The sequence below is a fragment of the Amycolatopsis sp. NPDC006131 genome (assembly GCF_040614175.1).
GTDB lineage: Bacteria > Actinomycetota > Actinomycetes > Mycobacteriales > Pseudonocardiaceae > Amycolatopsis_E > Amycolatopsis_E tucumanensis.
The window spans coordinates 146370-163495 of record NZ_JBEXTX010000002.1 but is presented as its reverse complement, the minus strand read 5'-3'; the positions used below and the strand labels follow the sequence as shown (position 1 = coordinate 163495).

17 protein-coding genes are annotated in these 17126 nt (G+C 71.1%); 7 read left to right on the top strand and 10 right to left on the bottom strand.

Going from position 1 to position 17126, the window contains the following annotated elements:
* Positions 1-33: 33 nt before the first annotated feature.
* The 5 genes from ABZ215_RS01915 to ABZ215_RS01895 all read right to left on the bottom strand — a co-directional run bounded on the left by ABZ215_RS01915 (position 34) and on the right by ABZ215_RS01895 (position 6593).
* Complete coding sequence (locus ABZ215_RS01915; protein WP_354947066.1) at positions 34-2331, bottom strand: copper oxidase; 2298 nt, start codon at positions 2329-2331, stop codon at positions 34-36.
* Between the two features lie 120 nt (positions 2332-2451).
* Positions 2452-3282 (bottom strand): hypothetical protein, encoded by an 831-nt coding sequence (locus tag ABZ215_RS01910; protein WP_354947064.1) that lies wholly within the window; start codon positions 3280-3282, stop codon positions 2452-2454.
* A 204-nt stretch (positions 3283-3486) separates the two neighbouring features.
* Positions 3487-4167, bottom strand: a complete 681-nt coding sequence (locus tag ABZ215_RS01905; RefSeq protein ID WP_354947062.1) for a helix-turn-helix domain-containing protein — start codon at positions 4165-4167, stop codon at positions 3487-3489.
* The gene (locus ABZ215_RS01900) at positions 4167-5939 is read right to left on the bottom strand and encodes a copper resistance protein CopC (RefSeq protein WP_354947060.1); all 1773 of its coding nucleotides are present in this window, start codon (positions 5937-5939) and stop codon (positions 4167-4169) included. Before ABZ215_RS01900 ends, ABZ215_RS01905 begins: the two co-directional genes overlap by 1 nt.
* A gap of 9 nt (positions 5940-5948) precedes the next feature.
* Entirely contained in the window at positions 5949-6593 is a 645-nt protein-coding gene (locus ABZ215_RS01895; protein WP_354947058.1) for a YcnI family protein, read from the bottom strand.
* 428 nt (positions 6594-7021) lie between these two features.
* On the opposite strand from ABZ215_RS01895, the gene ABZ215_RS01890 reads away from it, so the two are divergent.
* Genes ABZ215_RS01890 through ABZ215_RS01875 form a run of 4 tightly spaced genes read left to right on the top strand, consistent with a single transcriptional unit; the run spans position 7022 to position 10301 of the window.
* Positions 7022-7342: a 2Fe-2S iron-sulfur cluster-binding protein gene (locus ABZ215_RS01890; protein WP_020416430.1), complete on the top strand. Its 321-nt coding sequence runs from the start codon at positions 7022-7024 to the stop codon at positions 7340-7342.
* Positions 7339-8556, top strand: coding sequence for an FAD-dependent oxidoreductase (locus tag ABZ215_RS01885; RefSeq protein ID WP_354947056.1), 1218 nt, complete (start codon positions 7339-7341; stop codon positions 8554-8556). The genes ABZ215_RS01890 and ABZ215_RS01885 overlap by 4 nt, the downstream gene beginning before the upstream one ends.
* A 57-nt stretch (positions 8557-8613) precedes the next feature.
* Positions 8614-9795 carry an L-2-hydroxyglutarate oxidase gene (gene lhgO, locus ABZ215_RS01880; protein ID WP_354947186.1) on the top strand — a complete coding sequence of 394 codons (1182 nt, stop codon included), beginning with the start codon at positions 8614-8616 and terminating at the stop codon, positions 9793-9795.
* A 23-nt stretch (positions 9796-9818) separates the two neighbouring features.
* Positions 9819-10301 (top strand): permease-like cell division protein FtsX, encoded by a 483-nt coding sequence (locus tag ABZ215_RS01875; protein WP_354947054.1) that lies wholly within the window; start codon positions 9819-9821, stop codon positions 10299-10301.
* On the opposite strand, the gene ABZ215_RS01870 is transcribed toward ABZ215_RS01875, so the two are convergent.
* Positions 10298-10822: a DUF3558 family protein gene (locus ABZ215_RS01870; RefSeq protein WP_354947052.1), complete on the bottom strand. Its 525-nt coding sequence runs from the start codon at positions 10820-10822 to the stop codon at positions 10298-10300. The two genes, ABZ215_RS01875 and ABZ215_RS01870, sit on opposite strands and share 4 nt — an antisense overlap.
* A gap of 108 nt (positions 10823-10930) precedes the next feature.
* Here ABZ215_RS01870 and ABZ215_RS01865 point away from each other — a divergent pair, with 108 nt between their 5' ends.
* On the top strand, positions 10931-11686 hold the full coding sequence (locus tag ABZ215_RS01865; protein ID WP_237337510.1) for an Asp/Glu/hydantoin racemase: 756 nt from the start codon (positions 10931-10933) through the stop codon (positions 11684-11686).
* A gap of 67 nt (positions 11687-11753) precedes the next feature.
* Positions 11754-13043, top strand: coding sequence for a serine--tRNA ligase (gene serS, locus ABZ215_RS01860; protein ID WP_020416425.1), 1290 nt, complete (start codon positions 11754-11756; stop codon positions 13041-13043).
* On the opposite strand, the gene ABZ215_RS01855 is transcribed toward serS, so the two are convergent.
* Complete coding sequence (locus ABZ215_RS01855) at positions 13040-13426, bottom strand: hypothetical protein (protein ID WP_354947050.1); 387 nt, start codon at positions 13424-13426, stop codon at positions 13040-13042. The two genes, serS and ABZ215_RS01855, sit on opposite strands and share 4 nt — an antisense overlap.
* A 313-nt stretch (positions 13427-13739) precedes the next feature.
* On the opposite strand from ABZ215_RS01855, the gene ABZ215_RS01850 reads away from it, so the two are divergent.
* Positions 13740-14489, top strand: a complete 750-nt coding sequence (locus tag ABZ215_RS01850) for a PRC and DUF2382 domain-containing protein (protein ID WP_020416423.1) — start codon at positions 13740-13742, stop codon at positions 14487-14489.
* 45 nt (positions 14490-14534) lie between these two features.
* On the opposite strand, the gene ABZ215_RS01845 is transcribed toward ABZ215_RS01850, so the two are convergent.
* From ABZ215_RS01845 to ABZ215_RS01835, 3 genes are read right to left on the bottom strand one after another with little or no spacing between them, the layout of a single operon-like run.
* A complete protein-coding gene (locus ABZ215_RS01845) occupies positions 14535-15440 on the bottom strand; it encodes a haloalkane dehalogenase (RefSeq protein WP_354947048.1) in 906 nt (301 codons plus the stop codon).
* 23 nt (positions 15441-15463) lie between these two features.
* Complete coding sequence (locus ABZ215_RS01840; RefSeq protein ID WP_020416421.1) at positions 15464-15916, bottom strand: DUF350 domain-containing protein; 453 nt, start codon at positions 15914-15916, stop codon at positions 15464-15466.
* A 43-nt stretch (positions 15917-15959) separates the two neighbouring features.
* The gene (locus tag ABZ215_RS01835; protein WP_020416420.1) at positions 15960-17126 is read right to left on the bottom strand and encodes a glutathionylspermidine synthase family protein; all 1167 of its coding nucleotides are present in this window, start codon (positions 17124-17126) and stop codon (positions 15960-15962) included.

Genomic DNA, 17126 nt, shown 5'->3' with positions numbered 1-17126 from the left:
GGGTCGATCAGGTTGAGCTGCTGCGGAACCAGCTCAGCCGATCGGGTTCAGCTGCTCGGGGGTCAGCTTCTCCCGCCAGCCGGCGGGCACCTGCTGCGACCAGCCGTTGTAGACCAGCGGGATGGGCAGCACGCCCTGACCACCCATGCCGGGCTGTCCGGTCAGCGTGCCGTCCGACTTGGTGTCCGCGGTCGGCGCCAGCACCAGCTGACCGACGATCGCGGCGTCGGTGATGTTCCCGTCCATGTTCGGGTCGATGTCGATGACCTGAGCGGCGTTCGAGAACTTGTTCGACACGTAGGCGTAGTACCCGCCACCCTTCTTGGCACCGAAGTTGATGCCGTGGCAGCCCGCGTTGCAGGGCAGCTCCTTGACCACCTTGTCGGTCTTCGGATCGACGACCGAGACGGTGGCGCTGAAGGTGTTCGCGGCCAGCAGGGCCTTGTCATCCGGGCTCACTGGGAGCTGGATGGTCAGACCACCCCACGGCTTGGTGCCGTTCCGGCCGGTGACCGGGTTGTAGTTGTCCCACAGGTCGATGCTCGCGTTGTGGACCTTCTTGCCTTCCTTGACGCAGGCGTCCTCCGCGAGCGAGACGCACGAGATGCTCCCGCCGAGGAAGTCGGCCATGTAGAACTTCGACTGGTCGGACATCATGCTGGAGGCGATCGGCAGTTCGCCGGTCGGCTCCTTCCGCCAGGTGCCGGTCTCGTTGTCGATCACGGTCGCGTCGTACGGGTTCACGTTCGGCGTGATCGTGGTCTTACCGTCCGAGCTGAGCCAGAAGGCGTGCGGGTGCTGCGGGAAGTCACCCGGCGGACCCACCGGGATGCGGCGGTCGATCTTCTCCGCGCCCGGGGACAGCTCGACGACGTCCGTGCCGCCGTTGATGGCGACCTGAACCTGGTCGGTGTCGGTGCGGGTCATGACGTGGGACGGGTCCGGTCCGACTTCGATCGTGCGCACGTGCTCACCGGTCGCCCGGTCGAACACCGACAGCTCGTCGTCGAACCACTCGGTCTGGTACAGGTACTTGTAGTTCTTGTCCGTCCACATGTTGTGCGGGTTGTTCATGTTGATGCTCGAACCGGAGATCTTGCGGTCGACCGTCCAGTTCTCCACGTTGACCTTCGTGGCGGCACCGACGTAGTCCTTGCCCGCGTACTCCTCCATCTGGGTGTCGATCCAGACCTCACCCACGCCCGGGGTCTGCGGCGGGGTCAGTTTGTCCAGGGTCTTGGGGTACCCGAACTTCTTGTCGTAGTAGGCGTCCAGGATCGGCACCAGCACCGGGTTGCCCTGGGCGTCGTACTGCAGGATCGGCGCGGGCGGGAAGACCGGGTTCCACTGCGACGACTCGGTGGTGCTGTAGGTCTGCCAGTTGTCCGGCACCGTCGCGGTGAAGAAGATGCGCACCAGCTGCTGGATGACGTCCGCGTTGGACGGAACCGTCAGGTCACGCGAGTTGACCTTCAGCTTCTTGCCGAAGTCCAGGCCGATGGTGAGCGGGTCGTCGACCACGGTCGCACCCAGCATGTACGGGTGGATCGTGCAGGTCCACGCGTACAGACCGGGCTCGGTCAGCTGCGTGGAGTCCGAACCGGCGAACGCGCCCATCTGCTCGAAGAAGGGCGCCCCCTCCGGCCAGATCAGCGACGTGATGTCGTGCAGCGACTGGTTCTTCGGGCTGCCGATGGTGAAGTTGGCCGTGATGGCCGGGCCCTTCACCGCGAACGTCGCCAGGTCGTCCAGCGCCTTCTGCAGGTCCAGTCCGACCGGGAGGCTGTCCAGGCTGATGGGCTGGTCGGCAGGCAGGCTCGCGACCTCGGCCTGGAACTGGCTGAGCAGGCCTTCGGCCTTCGCCGCCGACGTCGCCGCCCGCGGTTCGGTGGCCGCGATGTTCCGCACCGCCGACAGCGTGCTGTCCAGGTTCAGCAGGTCGGTCAGGCCGCCGAGCTGCCCGAGGGACGGCATCGCCTTCGCCGGGTCACTGGAGGCCAGGCCGGTCAGCGAGTCGACCAGGTCCAGGTTCAGCAGCCCGCTGGACTGGGCCGTGTCGAGCTGACCAAGCGGCAGGTTCGGCAGGCCGAGCGCGCCTTCCGGCAGGCTCGGGATGATGCTGCCGTCCAGCGCGGACGTGCCGAGGCGCGGCAGCTCGGCCACGGCCAGCGACTTGCCGCCGAACAGCTGCAGGCCCGAGTCGAACCAGTTGCCGTTGCTGTCGTTCAACGTGAAGGTGATCGGCACGGGGCCGACACCCACTGGCAGCGCGGCGGCCGGCACGGCGGCCACCGTCGTCGCGCCCAGCGCGACTGCTGCCAACGGGATCACCGTTTTGAGGCGGCGGGACCGCCTCTTCCCGGCTCCCGGGGGAGCGTTTTCGGGCATGTGCTTCCTTTCTCTCCACAGCCGTCCGAACCCGTTCGGACGGAAAACCGGAATGCGCGGCGTTCAGGTGTTCAGCGGGCCGGTGCGCGCACTGAATACTTCCCCGCGCATTCGCCGCACCCAGGTGCGCACCAATTGCGCGCTCACCAGGGTGAGGGCGAGAGTCGCGAGCAGAACCGGCTGGGACAATTCGTCCCGGGTCACCGGCAATGCTTCCGCGGTGCCCGTCGGCCGCTGCGTGCTCACCACGTCGGTTTTTCCGGCGGCCACGGCCTGCGGTGGTGTGCCGGGAGCGCCGAAGTTGAGCGCGGGACCGAACGGCAGGGGGTCGGCGAACCCGAAGCGCGCGGTGGCGACGGCACCGCTGCTCTCCTGGGCGGCCAGGCGACCACCGGACGGCGTCGCGGCGCTGTTCCCGCTCGGCGCGGAGGACGGCGTCGTGGTGGGCGCCGCCGCGGGTGGCTGCTGCTCGCCCGAGCCCGGCGCTTCCGGCTGGGCAGGCGGCACGAGGATTTCGCAGGTCGAGCCGACCACCGAGCCCACCGTGTCGGTGAGCGGCTGCAGGATCGGCCCGAGGAGCGGGAGCTCGTCGGCGATGTCCACGCCGGGGAGCAGGAGGTCGCCGTCCGGCGCCGGCGCCGTGCAGTCGGCGGCCGCGACCGGTTCCTCGGCACCCGCTTCGGCGGCGCCGACGGTCATGCCGCCGAGGCAGCCCACCGTCAGCACACCGGCCGCGAGATGACGTCGGAATCGCATTCTTGGCCTTCTCTCAGGAATTTCGCCGTCCGTTGTGGAAACCTTGATTCCGGGATCATCGTGGCATGCCCGGCCGATCCTGACCAGAAGCCCGAAAACGCCCGCGAGCGACCTTTTCGCGAATGTTTCCGGATCCACGACGCGGCGCTGAACAGCCGCTTTCCCACGCCGCGCGGAACACTTTTGCCCTGGCCGTCACCCGGTCGAGCGGCCGAATCCGCGGAAATCACCTCGGAGATTTTTCGCGCACCGGACATGTTCACCGTTCCGAAACAAGCGATCGCGGGCATGCCGGAGCCCCCGCGGCGCGAAGTGCACCACGGGGGCTCGGGTTCGAGTGGTTCAGCCGATGGTCAGCCCGGCGATCACGTTCCGGTCCGCCGAGCACCACCCTTCCAGCAGTTCCCCTTGTGCCGCAGGCCATTCCCTGACGACCGCGGTGACTTCACGCGCGAGCTGCATGCGCAGCCGGTTGCGGAAGTCGACGAGCTGCGTCACGTCGAACGGCAGCCGCCCGGCGCGGAAGAACACCAGCCCGCGGTTCGTCACCGCCACCAACGCGTGCAGTCCGCGCGGCGCGGTCCAGCGCACCGTCAGGCCCTCGCCCACGTGCTCCCGCGGCCCGGTCAGCCCCCAGCGGGCCAGGTAGCGATCCGCCGTCGCCGGGCTGATCCGGATGCCGAACTCGCGCTCGACCAGCTCGGTCACCGCCCGGCGCGTCCACAGCAGGTGCGGCAGGCCGGCCGCGTCGGGCAGCCCGGCGGCGACGACCGCGACGATCCGGTCCTGCTGCTCACCGGACAAGGCAAGGCACTCGCCCACCCGGCGGCCCCGGCGCTGCGGCGGGAACGCCTGCTCGCCGGACGCCTGGTAAGCCCGGACCCAGACGCCCACGGTCTTGCGGCTGACCCCGAGCATCGTCGCGACCCGGCCCTGCGACAGGCCCGCCGACACGGCCGCGACCGCGCGGCGGCGCAGCCGTTCCAGTTCCGGTGGGGACAACCTCCGCGCGTCCGTGGTCATCAGCGCGCCCCCACCGGGATCCGCACGACAGCCTGGTCCACTTCGGACGTTCGCACGGTGACCGCCAGCTCCCACATCCCGGGCATGGTGAGCGGCACGTTCACCGCGATGGCGTGGTCGCCGCCGATGAACTGCAACGCGACCGGCAGCGGGCCGACCGATTTCGACGGCAGGCTCAGCGACGCGGTCAGCTCGGCCACCTGCTTCGGCCGCCGCTGCGCGTCCAGCACCGCGAGGTGGACTTCGTTGCGCCCCACCGTTCCCGGGGTCACCAGCGCCGCCAGCTGCCCGGCCCCGGCCGGTCCGCCGCCCGCGTCGAACGGCAGGACGACGTTCACCGGACCGGTCCGCGCCGGGACCTCCGCCGCCGCCCGCTCCCGGGCCAGCTCGGCGGTGGCCGGTTCGGCGCTCACCAGGAACGCCGTCACCCCGAGCACCACGGCGGCCAGCACGGCCTCGGTCGCGACCATCCGCCGGAACCGGCTGACCTCGCGCTCCGCCGGGCCGCGGTAGGCCTTGCGCTTCTTGGACACCACCGGCGCGTGGGTGTAGTGCCTGCGGACCCACTGCCGGGCCAGCGCACCCAGCAGCACGAGCACCACCACGAGCCCGAGCTTCGCCAGCAGCACCGCGCCGTAGCTGGTGGCGAACAGCGCCGCGAGGCTGCCGACCTCGCGCCACGCCTGGTAGGCGCCGGTCACCACCAGCACGGCGACGCAGACCAGCGCGGTTCGGGAGAACCGCGGGATCGCGATCCGCATGCCGAACACGTCACCCGAGCGCAGCAGCACACCGAGCAGGACGGGCAGGCCGCCGAGCCACACCGCCATCGCCACCAGGTGGATCACGTCGACCGGCAGCGACAACGCGACCTGCGCGCCGGTGACGCTGTGGTTGGTCAGGCTCCAGGTGATCGCGAGGGCGCCCCCGGCCGTCAGCACCAGCGCCGCCCGCCGCCGGTGGTCGCGGGCCTGGTACTCGGCGAACGACGTGCGCCGGAACACGTGGACGAGCACGGCGGCGATCAGTCCCAGCAACGCGACGCGCACGACCAGCAGCAGCCCCATCCGGCTGCCCACTGTCGCGCCGAGAACCTGCGGATCGAGCAGATCGGCGGCCGTCCCAGCGGCCGAGTACGGCCCGTAGGAGACGAACGCCAGCACCGTCGCGCCCAGCAACGTGCCCCACCCGGTCCACAACATCCGCCGCACCGCGGGCATCGCCTCACCGCCCGGCCAGCACGCGGCGACGAAGAACGCGGTGCCCAGCAGCAGGGCCACCCCCGCGTAGCCGAGCCACCGCGCCACCGCGTACAGCGCCGACACCACGCCGTCCGCGGTCTGCTCGCCCGCGTGCGCCGCCACGCCGCCGGTGACCGAGCCGACGCTGAAGGCGAAAGCGCCCGGCACCGGGTGGGCGTCAGCGGACACCACGCGGTAGCTGACCGTGTAGGTGCCCTCGGCGAGACCGGGCGGCAGCGTCACGGCGACGACGTCCGGTTGCCCCGGTGGGTGCGCCGGGGCGGACACCCCGCCCACGGCGGCGCCACCCGGCCCGAGCACCGTCACCTCGGCCAGCTCGACCGGCTCGTTGAACCGCAGCGTGACCTCCCGCGGCGCGGTCTCCAGCACCTCGAAGCCGCCCGGCGTCGTGCCGATCAGCACCGCGTGCGCGGACGCCTGGCCCGCCCCGCCGAGCGCGGCGGCCACGAGTGCGCCGAGTACGACGACCAGGCGCGCCGCCCAGCGGGGCGTGCTCCCGTCCCTGTTCATGGCGCGGCCCTACACCCGGATCGTTTCGCGCTCGTCGGCGGCGGGGGCCGGCGTCCTGCGGCGGATGGCGGCCCAGCCGAGCGCGACCAGTCCGGCGGCCAGGCCCGCCCCGCCGAGCACGCGCGCGGTGGTGTCCGAAGTGGACGCCGGCGCGGGCGGTGGCGCGACGGACAGCGTCGGCGCCGGGTGCTCCGGCTCGGCCTGCCCCTCCTGCGGCACGTCGATCCACCGCACGACCTGCCCGTCGGAGTAGGTCTGCAGGGTCTTCATGACCAGCGTTCCCGCGGGCGGGGAGGCGATGCTGACCGGGAAGTCCTGGTAGGTGCCGACGGGGATCCGCCCGCCCTCCCAGACGATCGCGGTGACCGCTTCGCTGATGGTGCCGTGCTCGGTGGCGACCGGTTGCGGGAGTCCGGTCGTGGTGACGGACACGCTCCAGCCCGGCACGGTCTGCGGGGTGACCGAGGCCAGCGGCTTGTCCTCGGGGAAGCGGACTTCGAGGCGGACGGTGGTGGCGTCGTCGCGTTCGTTGGGCACGCGGAAGGCGACGGTGGCGCGCTCGCCGGGTTCGGCGGTGTCCGGTGAGACCGAGACGTGCGCCCACGCGGCCGGTGGCAGCAACGACATCGCCGCGATTCCGGCAAGGGTGGCCATGACAGTGCGACGCAAATGCGGTGCGCGCAATGCGGATCCTTTCGGTTGTCACCGCGACGGCGGAAGTCGCGGCGTTGCCCAATACTGCCGGTGCTCGTGTCGCGGAGGTGGCACCACTGTTAACGGCTTGTCACAAACCGTTCCCGGGAAGCGTCCGATGCTACCGCGAAGGCAAATTCCGGCCACGTCGGCCGTTGCGTTTCCGCAGGTCAGGACTAGCGTCGACGGTAACCTCTTTTTCCGCGAGCGATTGCCGGGAGTCGGCTGAGGCAATATCATCCCAACTCGCCGGGCACTCCTCCCTCGACGAAATCTTCCGCACAGCAGGCCCCGCGCGAACCGGGCTCGGAACTAACATTTCCGAAATACCCGGCTGTTAGCGTTCTGCGGGCAACACGCCGCCGGCGAGGAGAGGTGGGAGCAGCGTCATGCCCAAGATCACTTATGTTCAGCAGGACGGCTCGGCCGAGTCGTTCGACGTGCCGGCAGGCATGTCCGTCATGGAGGCCGCGATCGAAGCCGGGGTCGGCGGGATCGTCGCCGAGTGCGGCGGGAACGCGATCTGCGCGACCTGCCACGTGTACGTCGACCCCGGCCAGGTCGAGAAACTGCCGCTGCCGCAGGCGGACGAGGACGCGATGCTGGACAACACCGCGTGCCCCCGCGCCGAGAACAGTAGGCTGTCCTGCCAGATCGAGATCACCGAGGAACTCGACAGCCTGACCGTGACCGTGCCGGAGGAACAGTGACCGACGTCGTGATCGTGGGCGCGGGGCAGGCGGGTTTCCAGGTCGCCGCCTCGCTCCGCGAGCAGGGGCACCAGGGCCGGGTGGTGCTCGTCGGGGACGAGCCGGGCGTGCCGTACCAGCGGCCGCCGTTGTCCAAGGCGTACCTCTCGGGCGCCCTGCCCGGCGAGCGGCTCGCGCTGCGGCCGCAGGCGTTCTACGACAAGCACGGCATCGAGCTGGTGTGCGGCCGAGCGGTCGGGGTCGACCGAGACCGCCGCCTCGTCGCGCTCGCCGACGAGCGTGAACTGGAGTACGGGCACCTCGTGCTCGCCACCGGGACCCGGAACCGCGAACTGCCGGTGCCGGGCGCGAAACTCGACGGCGTGCTGGGCCTGCGCACCCGCGAGGACGCCGACGCGCTGCGCGAGCGGATCGGCGGGGCGCGGAACGTGGTGGTGATCGGGGGCGGGTTCATCGGGCTGGAGTTCGCCGCGGCGGCGGCCAAGCTCGGGTTGTCCGTCACCGTGCTGGAGGCGTCGGACCGGCTGATGCGCCGGGCCGTGTCGCCCGTGGTGTCGGCGCACTACCGGGAGCTGCACGAGCGGCAGGGCACGCGGGTGCTGTCGGACGCGTCGGTGGTTGCCCTGCACGGCGGCCACGAGGTGACCGGGGTCGAGCTGGCGGACGGCTCGGTGCTGGCCGCCGAACTGGTGGTGGTGGGCATCGGCGTGGTGCCCAACGCAGAGCTGGCGGCCGACGCCGGACTGTCCGTGGACAACGGCATCGTGGTCGACGAACACCTGTCCACATCGGACCCGCGGATCTCCGCGGTCGGCGACTGCGCGGTCTACCCGAGCCGGCACGCCGGCGCCCCGCTGCGGCTGGAGTCGGTGCAGAACGCCGTGGACCACGCCCGCTGCCTGGCGGCGCGGCTGACCGGCGCCGCGGAGCCGTACGCGTCGGTGCCGTGGTTCTGGAGCAACCAGTTCGACGCGCGGCTGCAGATAGCGGGGATCAGCGCGGGCCACGACGAGGCGGTCGTGCACGGCGACCCGTCCGCGGGTTCGTTCTCGGTGTTCTGCTTCCGCGCGGGGCAGCTCGTGTGCGTCGAGTCGGTGAACCGGACACCCGACCACATGGCGGCGCGCAAACTGTTCACCGCGGGCGGTTCGCTGGACCGCGAACTGCTGACGCCGGGCTTCGACTTCCGGCAGCACGTGGCCGCCCTGACCTGAGGCCCGTCACCCGAACGGCCCCGCGCCCCGGTCGCCGGCGTATACGCTGTCGGCGTGGTGAACCGGGTTGTCGTCATCGGTGGCGGAATCATCGGGCTCGCGACCGCGTGGGAGCTGACCCGGCGCGGGTCGGCGGTGACCGTGCTCGAGAAGGAAGACCGGTGGGCCGCGCACCAGACCGGCCACAACTCCAACGTCGTGCACGCCGGGCTGTACTACAAGCCGGGATCGGCGAAGGCGCGGATGTCCGTCGCGGGCAACCGGTCCATTGTGGACTTCGCCAGGGAGCACGGGGTGCCCGTCGAGGTGTGCGGCAAGCTCGTCGTCGCGACCAGCGAGGCCGAACTGCCCGCGCTGGGCGTGCTGGCGCAGCGGGCCGAGGCGAACGGCGTGCCGGCGAAGCTGATCAGCGCCGCGGAGGCCCGCGAGTACGAGCCCGAGGTGTCGTGCGTGCGGGCGCTGCGGGTCGAGTCCACGGGCATCATCGACTTCCCCCGCGTCTGCACCGCGCTGGTCCGGCTGCTCACCGACCACGGCGCCGACCTGCGGCTGAGCACCGCGGCGCGCGGCATCCGGCCCGGCCGGGCCGGCGGCGTGGAGATCGCCACCGGCGACGAGGTGCTGCGCGCCGACGCGCTGGTCAACTGCGCCGGCCTGCAGTCCGACCGGATCGCCGAGCTCGCCGGGCTGCGGCCGAGCGCGCGGATCGTCCCGTTCCGCGGCGAGTACTACGAACTCCGGCCGGAGCGGCGGCACCTGGTGCGCGGCCTCATCTACCCGGTGCCCGACCCGGCGCTGCCGTTCCTCGGCGTGCACCTGACCCGCATGCTCGACGGCAGCGTCCACGCCGGGCCGAACGCGGTGCTGGCGCTGCGGCGGGAAGGCTACCGCTGGCGGGACGTGTCGCCCGCGGACCTCGCCGACGTCGCCCGCTTCCCCGGCTCGTGGCGGCTCGCGCGGAAGTGGGCCTACCCGACCGGGCTGGAGGAGGTGCGGCGGTCGCTGTCGAAGCGCCGGTTCGCGGCCAGCCTGGCGCGGCTGGTGCCCGCGGTCGGCCCGGACGACATCGTGCGCCACGGCTCCGGCGTGCGGGCGCAGGCGCTGCGCCCGGACGGTTCGCTGGTGGACGACTTCCTCATCGAGACCGCGCCGCACCAGGTGCACGTGCTGAACGCCCCCTCCCCCGCGGCGACGAGCGCGCTGGAGATCGCCAAGCACGTGGCCGACCAGGTCGGCTGACGCCGGCCTGCCAGGATGATCAGGTGACCGACAGACCCGTCGCCGCGGCCGTGCCGCGGCGGACCAGGAGCATCCCGGTGTGGGTGTTCGTCCTCTCGCTCGTGCTCGCCGTCGGCGCCGGCCTCGGGGGCGGCGCGCTCCTGTGGGCGGGCGAATCGCCCGCGGACCGGCAGGCCGCGGAGGCACGGGACCAGTGCGAACACCAGATCACCGTCTACTTCAACGGCACCGACCCGGACCCGGTGATGTCCGCCGCCGCGGACCGGCTGCGCGGCGACGCCCGGTTCGCCAGCGTCCGCACCCAGACCCGGCTGGAGGCCTGGGCGGAGTTCAAGCGGATCTTCGCCGACGAGCCGGACCTGCTGAGCAAGTCCCGGCCGGAGGCACTGCCCGCGGCCGTGGTCCTGATGACCCGGCCGGACACCACGCCCGAGCAGGTGGCCCCGGACCTGGAGCAGCTGTTCCCCGGCGCGGAGGTCCGGACGCTGGGCCCCTGCTCGCCCTAGCGCTGCGGCAAGTGCGCGGCCACGATCGGCGCCGCGCGTTCGGCCACCACGCACGACTTGCTCGGGTCCAGCAGGTTCTGCCCGCTGAGCACCACGAACTCCATCTCGCCGAGCTTGACGGCCAGGTTGCACAGCCAGTCGCCCATGATGGAGCTGTAGTGCTGCCACGTGATGCCGCCGATCTCCTTTTCCCCGAGCGGCTGCGCGGCGAAGTACTCCTCCATCGTCTGGTCGGTGCCGTAGTAGGCCTGCAGCGAGTCGTCGAGGCTGGCGTTCGGGTCGAGTGAACGCCACTCGCAGCCCGGCGGCACCCGGTAGGAGGGCTGGGCCGCCTTCGGCGTGCCAGGGCCGAGCCCCAGCTCGGCGGCCTCGTCGGTGGTGAGCAGCGTGCACGGGTCGGTCGAGTCGGCCGGCGCGACCGTGATCCGCCCGGGCGCCGGCTGCGGTGTCCCGCTGACCGTGGTCGTGCACGCGCTGACCAGGCCGGCCGCTGCCACCACCGCGGCGATCCGCCACCTCACTGAATGCCTCCCCGGACCAGGTTTAACCGCTCGGTAACTCGCGGCGTGATCGGTTGTCCCACGCCGAACCTAGCCTGGCGGGCGCTGCCGGGAGAGGGAGACGCCGCCATGACAGCTGATCCGTTCGAGATCACCCTGCCGGTCCAGACCGGGATCGGTGTGGTCGCGCCGTTCGACTTCGCCCTCGACCGGGAGCTGTGGCGCTGGGTGCCCGACCACGCGTGCCTGCACACCACGCGCCTGCCCTACCTGCCCGAGCCGGTCACCGTGCAGCTCGCCGAGGCGCTGGCAGACCCGCACGGCGTCCGCCGCGCCACCCGCGACCTGCTCGTCCCCGAACCCGAGGTGGTCGCCTACTCGTGTACGTCCGGCAGCTTCATCGGCGGCGCCGCGGGTGAGGCCGCGCTGGTCGCGGCGATGCTCGACGCCGGGGCGCCACGCGCGGTCACCACCTCCGGGGCGATGGTCGGCGCGCTGGAGTCGCTGGGCGTGCGCCGGGTGGCGGTCGTGACGCCGTACGTGGACGCGGTCACCGACCGGCTGGTGTCGTTCCTCGCCGAGTACGGCATCACCACCACCGCGAGCGTCGGGCTCGGCATGCTCGGCGAAATCTGGAAGATGACCTACGCGCACGTGCTGGCCGCGGTCGCCGAGCTGGACACCACCGGCGCCGACGCGTTGTTCGTGAGCTGCACGAACGTCCCCACCTACGACGTGATCGAGCCCCTGCGGCGGCGGCTGGGCATCCCGGTGCTCACGGCCAACCAGGTGACCATGTGGTCGGCCCTGCGCGCCGCCGGCGTGCCACTCGACTGGGACCTGGGCGCTCCGTCGCGGCGGGAGATCGGGCTGCCGACCGGGTAGCGCGAAACCCGCTGGTCGGGCTCGTTACGCTGGAGCGCATCCGTACCGGCTCGCACCAGGAGTACTGATGCACGACCCCCGCCAGCTGCTCGACCCCGAGGTGGACGCGGCCGCCAAGCTGCGCCGTCGCGGGTACGTGCTCGACACCGACCACCTGAGCAAGCTGGTGAGCAGGCGGTCCTCCGTCATCAGCGAGGGCGACCAGGCGCGGGCCGAGTCGAAGAAGGCCGCGGCCGAGGTCGGCGCCGCCGCCAAGCGCGGTGAGGACGTCACCGAGCTGCGCGAGCGGGCCCGCGAGCTGAAGAACCGGATCACCCGGCTCGAGGAGGAGCAGCGGGAGGTCGAGGCGGAGCTGCACGAGTTCCTGCTCGGCATCCCGAACATCCCGCTCGACGAGATCCCGGACGGCGCCACCGAGGAGTTCGCCGAGGAGGTGCGCCGCGTCGGCACGCCGCCGGAGTTCGACTTCGAGCCGCTCGACCACGTCGACCTGGGCGAGCGCGCCGGGATCCTCGACCTCAGCCGCGCGACGAAGCTGTCCGGCCCGCGGTTCGCGGTGTTCAAGGGCGCCGGGTCGCGCCTGCAGCGCGCGCTGGCCCAGTTCTTCCTCGACGTGCACACCGGCGAGCACGGCTACACCGAGTTCAGCCTGCCCGCGCTGGTCACCAGGCAGACCATGACCGGCACCGGCCAGCTGCCGAAGTTCGAGGAGGACCTGTTCCGCACCGGGGTGGCGGACCGGGAGCTGTTCCTCATCCCGACCGCCGAGGTGCCGCTGGTCAACCTGCACGCGGGCGAGATCCTGCAGCTGGAGGACCTGCCGCTGCGCTACACCGCGCACACGCCCTGCTTCCGCTCGGAGGCCGGCTCGTACGGCAAGGACACCCGCGGCCTGATCCGGCAGCACGAGTTCTCCAAGGTCGAGCTGGTGCAGTTCGTCGAGGAGGAGCGCTCGCGCGAGGCGCTGGACGAGATCCTGTCGCACGCCGAGGCGCCGCTGCGCAAGCTCGGGCTGCCGTACCGGGTCATCAAGCTCGCGGCCGGGGACACCGGGTTCTCCGCGCAGATCACCTTCGACGTCGAGGTGTGGCTGCCCAGCCAGGGCACCTACCGGGAGATCTCGAGCGCGTCGGACACCGGCACGTTCCAGGCGCGGCGGGCGAACATCCGCGGCAAGGGCAAGGACGGCAAGCGGGCGCAGATCGCCACGCTGAACGCGTCCGGCCTGCCGATCGGGCGGACGCTGGTGGCGGTGCTGGAGAACAACCAGCAGGCCGACGGCTCGATCCGGATCCCCGAGGCGCTGGTGCCCTACACCGGTTTCGCGGTCATCAACCCCGACGGCAGCACGGCCTAGAGCAGCCTCGCCGTCTCGTCCCAGGGGCGGCGCTGGATCTCCGCGCCGCGGCCCGATTTGGGGCAATCGAGCGGCTGGGCGTCCCGGACGGAGTAGTAGCCGCCGGAGGCGAGGGTGTCGTCGGTCCGCAAGCCGCGCAGGGTCTTTTCGAGCAGCCCGGCGAACGGCAGTTCCCGGCCGAGGGCGGTGGTGTCGAAGCCGGGGTCGCAGCACACGGCGGAGCCGCCGGTGCCCGCGAGGCGGCGGGCCAGTTCCTGGCTGAACACGATCGCCACAAGCTTCGTCCGGCCGTAGTGGACGGACGACTCGCGGCGGGTGTATTCGCCGACCGGCTGCCCGGCCGCGTGGCGGAGCTCGTCCACCTTCGCGCTGAGGTACCTCACTACTTTCCGAGAGGTGCACATGCCGGAAGCCGGGAAGATCGGGCTGCGCTACCTGACCGTCTCCAGCCAGGTGCGGCGGGCGGTGGACGAGCACCTGGCGCGGGGCGGGCCGTCACTGAAATCCTGTCCCGCGTCTTCGGTCGGCTCGAACCGCGTCAGCTGTCCACCCTGGACGCTTTGCTCGACGCGATCGAAGCAGCGGCAACCGATGCGCGGGTGACGCTCACGTGAGTGATCCCTGATGGTGTCAGTTTCGCACCCCCACCGATCCGTCTACACCCATGGCGGAACGGAAACGGGGAAGGAGTGAGCAATGACTGGCACCATGCGTCCCGAGGAGCTCATGGAGAACGCGGTGGTGGACACCCACGGCCGCAAGATCGGGAAGGTCGGCACGGTCTACGTCGCCGACGACACGCAGCAGCCGGAGTGGGTCACAGTCCGCACCGGGATGTTCGGGCACAAGGAAAGCTTCGTGCCGCTCAAGGGCGCCACGATGGACCGCGATGGCCTGCACGTGCAGGTGACCAAGGAGAAGGTGTCCGAGGCGCCGCAGACCGACGGCGACCGGCACCTGTCCGAACAGGAATCCGCCGAGCTGTACCGGTTCTACGACATGCCGGCGCCGCGGGCCAGCCAGGAGAACCGGGGCGGCGGCCGCACCACGCCGCAGCCCAGCAAGCGGGGCGCCGCGGGCGAGTCGATGACCCGCTCGGAGGAACGGCTGAACGTCGGCACCGAGCGCGTCGAGACCGGCCGGGTGAAGCTGCGCAAGTACACCGTCACCGAGGAGCAGCAGGTCAAGGTGCCGGTGACGCACGAGGAGGTGCGGCTGGAGCGCGAGCCGATCACCGACGGCGACCGCACCGGCGCCCGGATCTCCGACGAGGAGCAGGAAATCACCCTGCACGAGGAGCGCCCGAAGGTCGAGAAGGAGACCGTGCCGGTCGAAAAGGTGCGGCTGGCCAAGGAAACCGTGCGCGACGAGCAGACCGTGTCCGGCCAGGTGCGCAAGGAGCGCGTCGAGATGGAGGACGACACCAAGCAGCGCCGCAACCGCTGACGCGGGGACGCCACGGTGGTGCCGCCACCGTGGCGTCCGCGGCTGTCAGCCGGTGACGAACCGGGCGATGATCCGGCCCAGCTCCTCGCCTTGGTCCTCCTGCAGGAAGTGGCCCGCGTTCGCCAGCGTCCGGTGGTCCTGGCCTGCCGCGCCCTTCATGGCGCGCTGCAGGACGGGGGCCGCCGGGCCGGTGATCGGGTCGCTGTCGCCGAAGGCGCAGAGGAACGGGGTGTCCAGTTCGGACAGCACCGACCAGGCGCGGCGGTTCGCCTCGCTCGCCGGGTCGTCCGGAGTGGTCGGCACCAGCCCGGGCATGGCGCGTGGACCGGCCTTGTACATCTCGTTGGGGAACGGCGCGTCGTAGGCGGCGCGCTCTTCGTCGGTGAGCTTGGTGCGGCAGCCGGACTGCACGAACCGTCCGATGTCGAGCACCGGCGCCTTCTGCACGGCGTTGCGGAAGGCGAGCCACTCAGGCGGCATGGACTGGTCGCCGGTCGGCAGCACGGTGTTGGCCGCCACCACGCGGGCGAACCGGTCCGGGTTCTCGGCGACGACGCGCAGCCCGATCAGGCCACCCCAGTCCTGCCCGACCAGCGTCACGTCACGCAGGTCGAGCGCGTCGAACGCGAACGAGCGGATCCACTCGACGTGCCGCGCGTAGGTGTGGTCGGCGACGTCGACGGGCTTGTCGGAGCGGCCGAAGCCGATCAGGTCGGGCGCGATCGCTCTGATCCCGGCGTCGGCCAGCACCGGCAGCACCTTGCGGTAGAGGAAGGACCAACTGGGCTCGCCGTGCAGGAGCAGCACGACGGGACCGTCGAACGGGCCTGCCTCCACGTAGGAGATCCGGACGATGCCGTCGTGCTCGCTCTCCAGGTCGCAGTAGAGCGGCGGGTAGTCGAAGTCGGGGAGGTCGGTGAACCGGTCTTCGGGAGTCCTCAGCAGGCGCACACACCCACCCTAGGGGCTACCGGTCAGCTGATCGAGACCGCGACGACGAGACCCAGCGCCAGGTGCGCGGCCGCGACCACGATGCTGGCCGGCGCGAACACCTCGCTCTGCATGGTCCCCTTGACGTCGATGCGGGTCGACCACTCCAGCAGCCGCACCGCCAGGACCTGCACGATGATCCCGAGCAGGCCGTAGACCAGCGAGGTGATCAGGCCTTCGGTGAGGTCGCTGGCCGAGTTGAAGATCGCGACGACCACGATGAACGCCATCGACAGCATCCCGGACGCCGTGACGATCACCGCGTTCGGCAGGCCGCGGCGCACCAGGTCGGACAGCTTGCCGGGGGTGGTCCAGTCGATCGCGTAGAACCCGACCAGCATCAGCAGCAGCCCGATGACGCCGTACAGCAGGATCGCACCGATCCCGCGCACGAGGTCGGAACCGAACGTCTCGGCCAGCGCGAGGGTGTGGGTCACGGATTCTCCCAGTTTGGTGGTGTGAGTGATCGCGGGTGGTTTATCACGATTGCGGGATCCGGTGTGGGACGAACGCGGCGCCGTCGTCGGTGACCAGGCCTGCGGTCTCCCGGATGCCGAGGCCCGCGGACGTGTCGCCGACGATCCACGCGCCCAGCGCCGGGCGGAACCCGTCGAACTCGGGCAGCGGGTCGAACGCCTGGTAGACGTACCCCTCGGCGCCGTAGACGCCGCCGGTCTCGGTCTCGTAGCCGGGCGCCACGATCTGCACGTTCGCGCCCTCGCGGCCCAGTTTCGGCTTGCGCACGTACTCGGTGAGGATGCCCGGCTGGTCGACGAACGCGGGCAGCAGGTTCGGGTGGCCCGGGTAGTTCTCCCACAGGATCGCCAGCAGCGTCTTGTTGGAGAGCAGCATCTTCCACAGCGGCTCGATCCACAGGGTGCGCGGCAGTGATTCGGCGGCGAAGCGGCCGAACTCCTCCTCGACCACCCACTCCCACGGGTACAGCTTGACCACGGTGTTCATCGGCGCCTCTTCGAGGTCGACGAACCGCTTCAGCACCGGGTCCCAGCCGATCTCCTCGATCGCCAGGCCCACGGTGTCCAGGCCGGCCTCGGCCGCGGTCTCCTGCAGGTAGGAAGTGGTGATGTGGTCCTCGCCCGTCGGGTCGGCGCTGGACCAGGTGAAGTACAGCTCGTTGGTGGGCAGCTGGCCGCGGATCTCCTGCCAGCGCTCGACGAGCCGCTCGTGCACCGAGTTCCACTGGTCGTCGTCCGGGAAGACGTCGGTCTTCCAGTGCCACTGCAGCACCGACGCCTCCAGCAGCGACGTCGGCGTGTCGGCGTTGTACTCCAGCAGCTTCGCCGGGCCGTTGCCGTCGTAGCGCAGGTCGAAGCGGCCGTAGACGTGCGGGTCGCGGCGCTTCCACGACTCCGCGATGTGCGGCCACACCCACTCCGGGATGCCGAACTCGCGGTAGCGCTCGGTCAGCACGACGTTGTCGACGGCCTCCAGGCACATCGAATGCAGCAGCTCGACGTCGGCTTCGAGGCTGAGCACCTCGTCCATCTCCAGGACGTAGTGCACCGACTCGTCCCAGTACGGCCGCTCCTGGCCGGAGCCGTAGCGGGCGGGCGTGCCGAACACGAGGCCCTGCTCTTCGACGATGCGCTGCCAGTCCCGCCGCGGCTGGGCGGTCCCCCTCCGCAC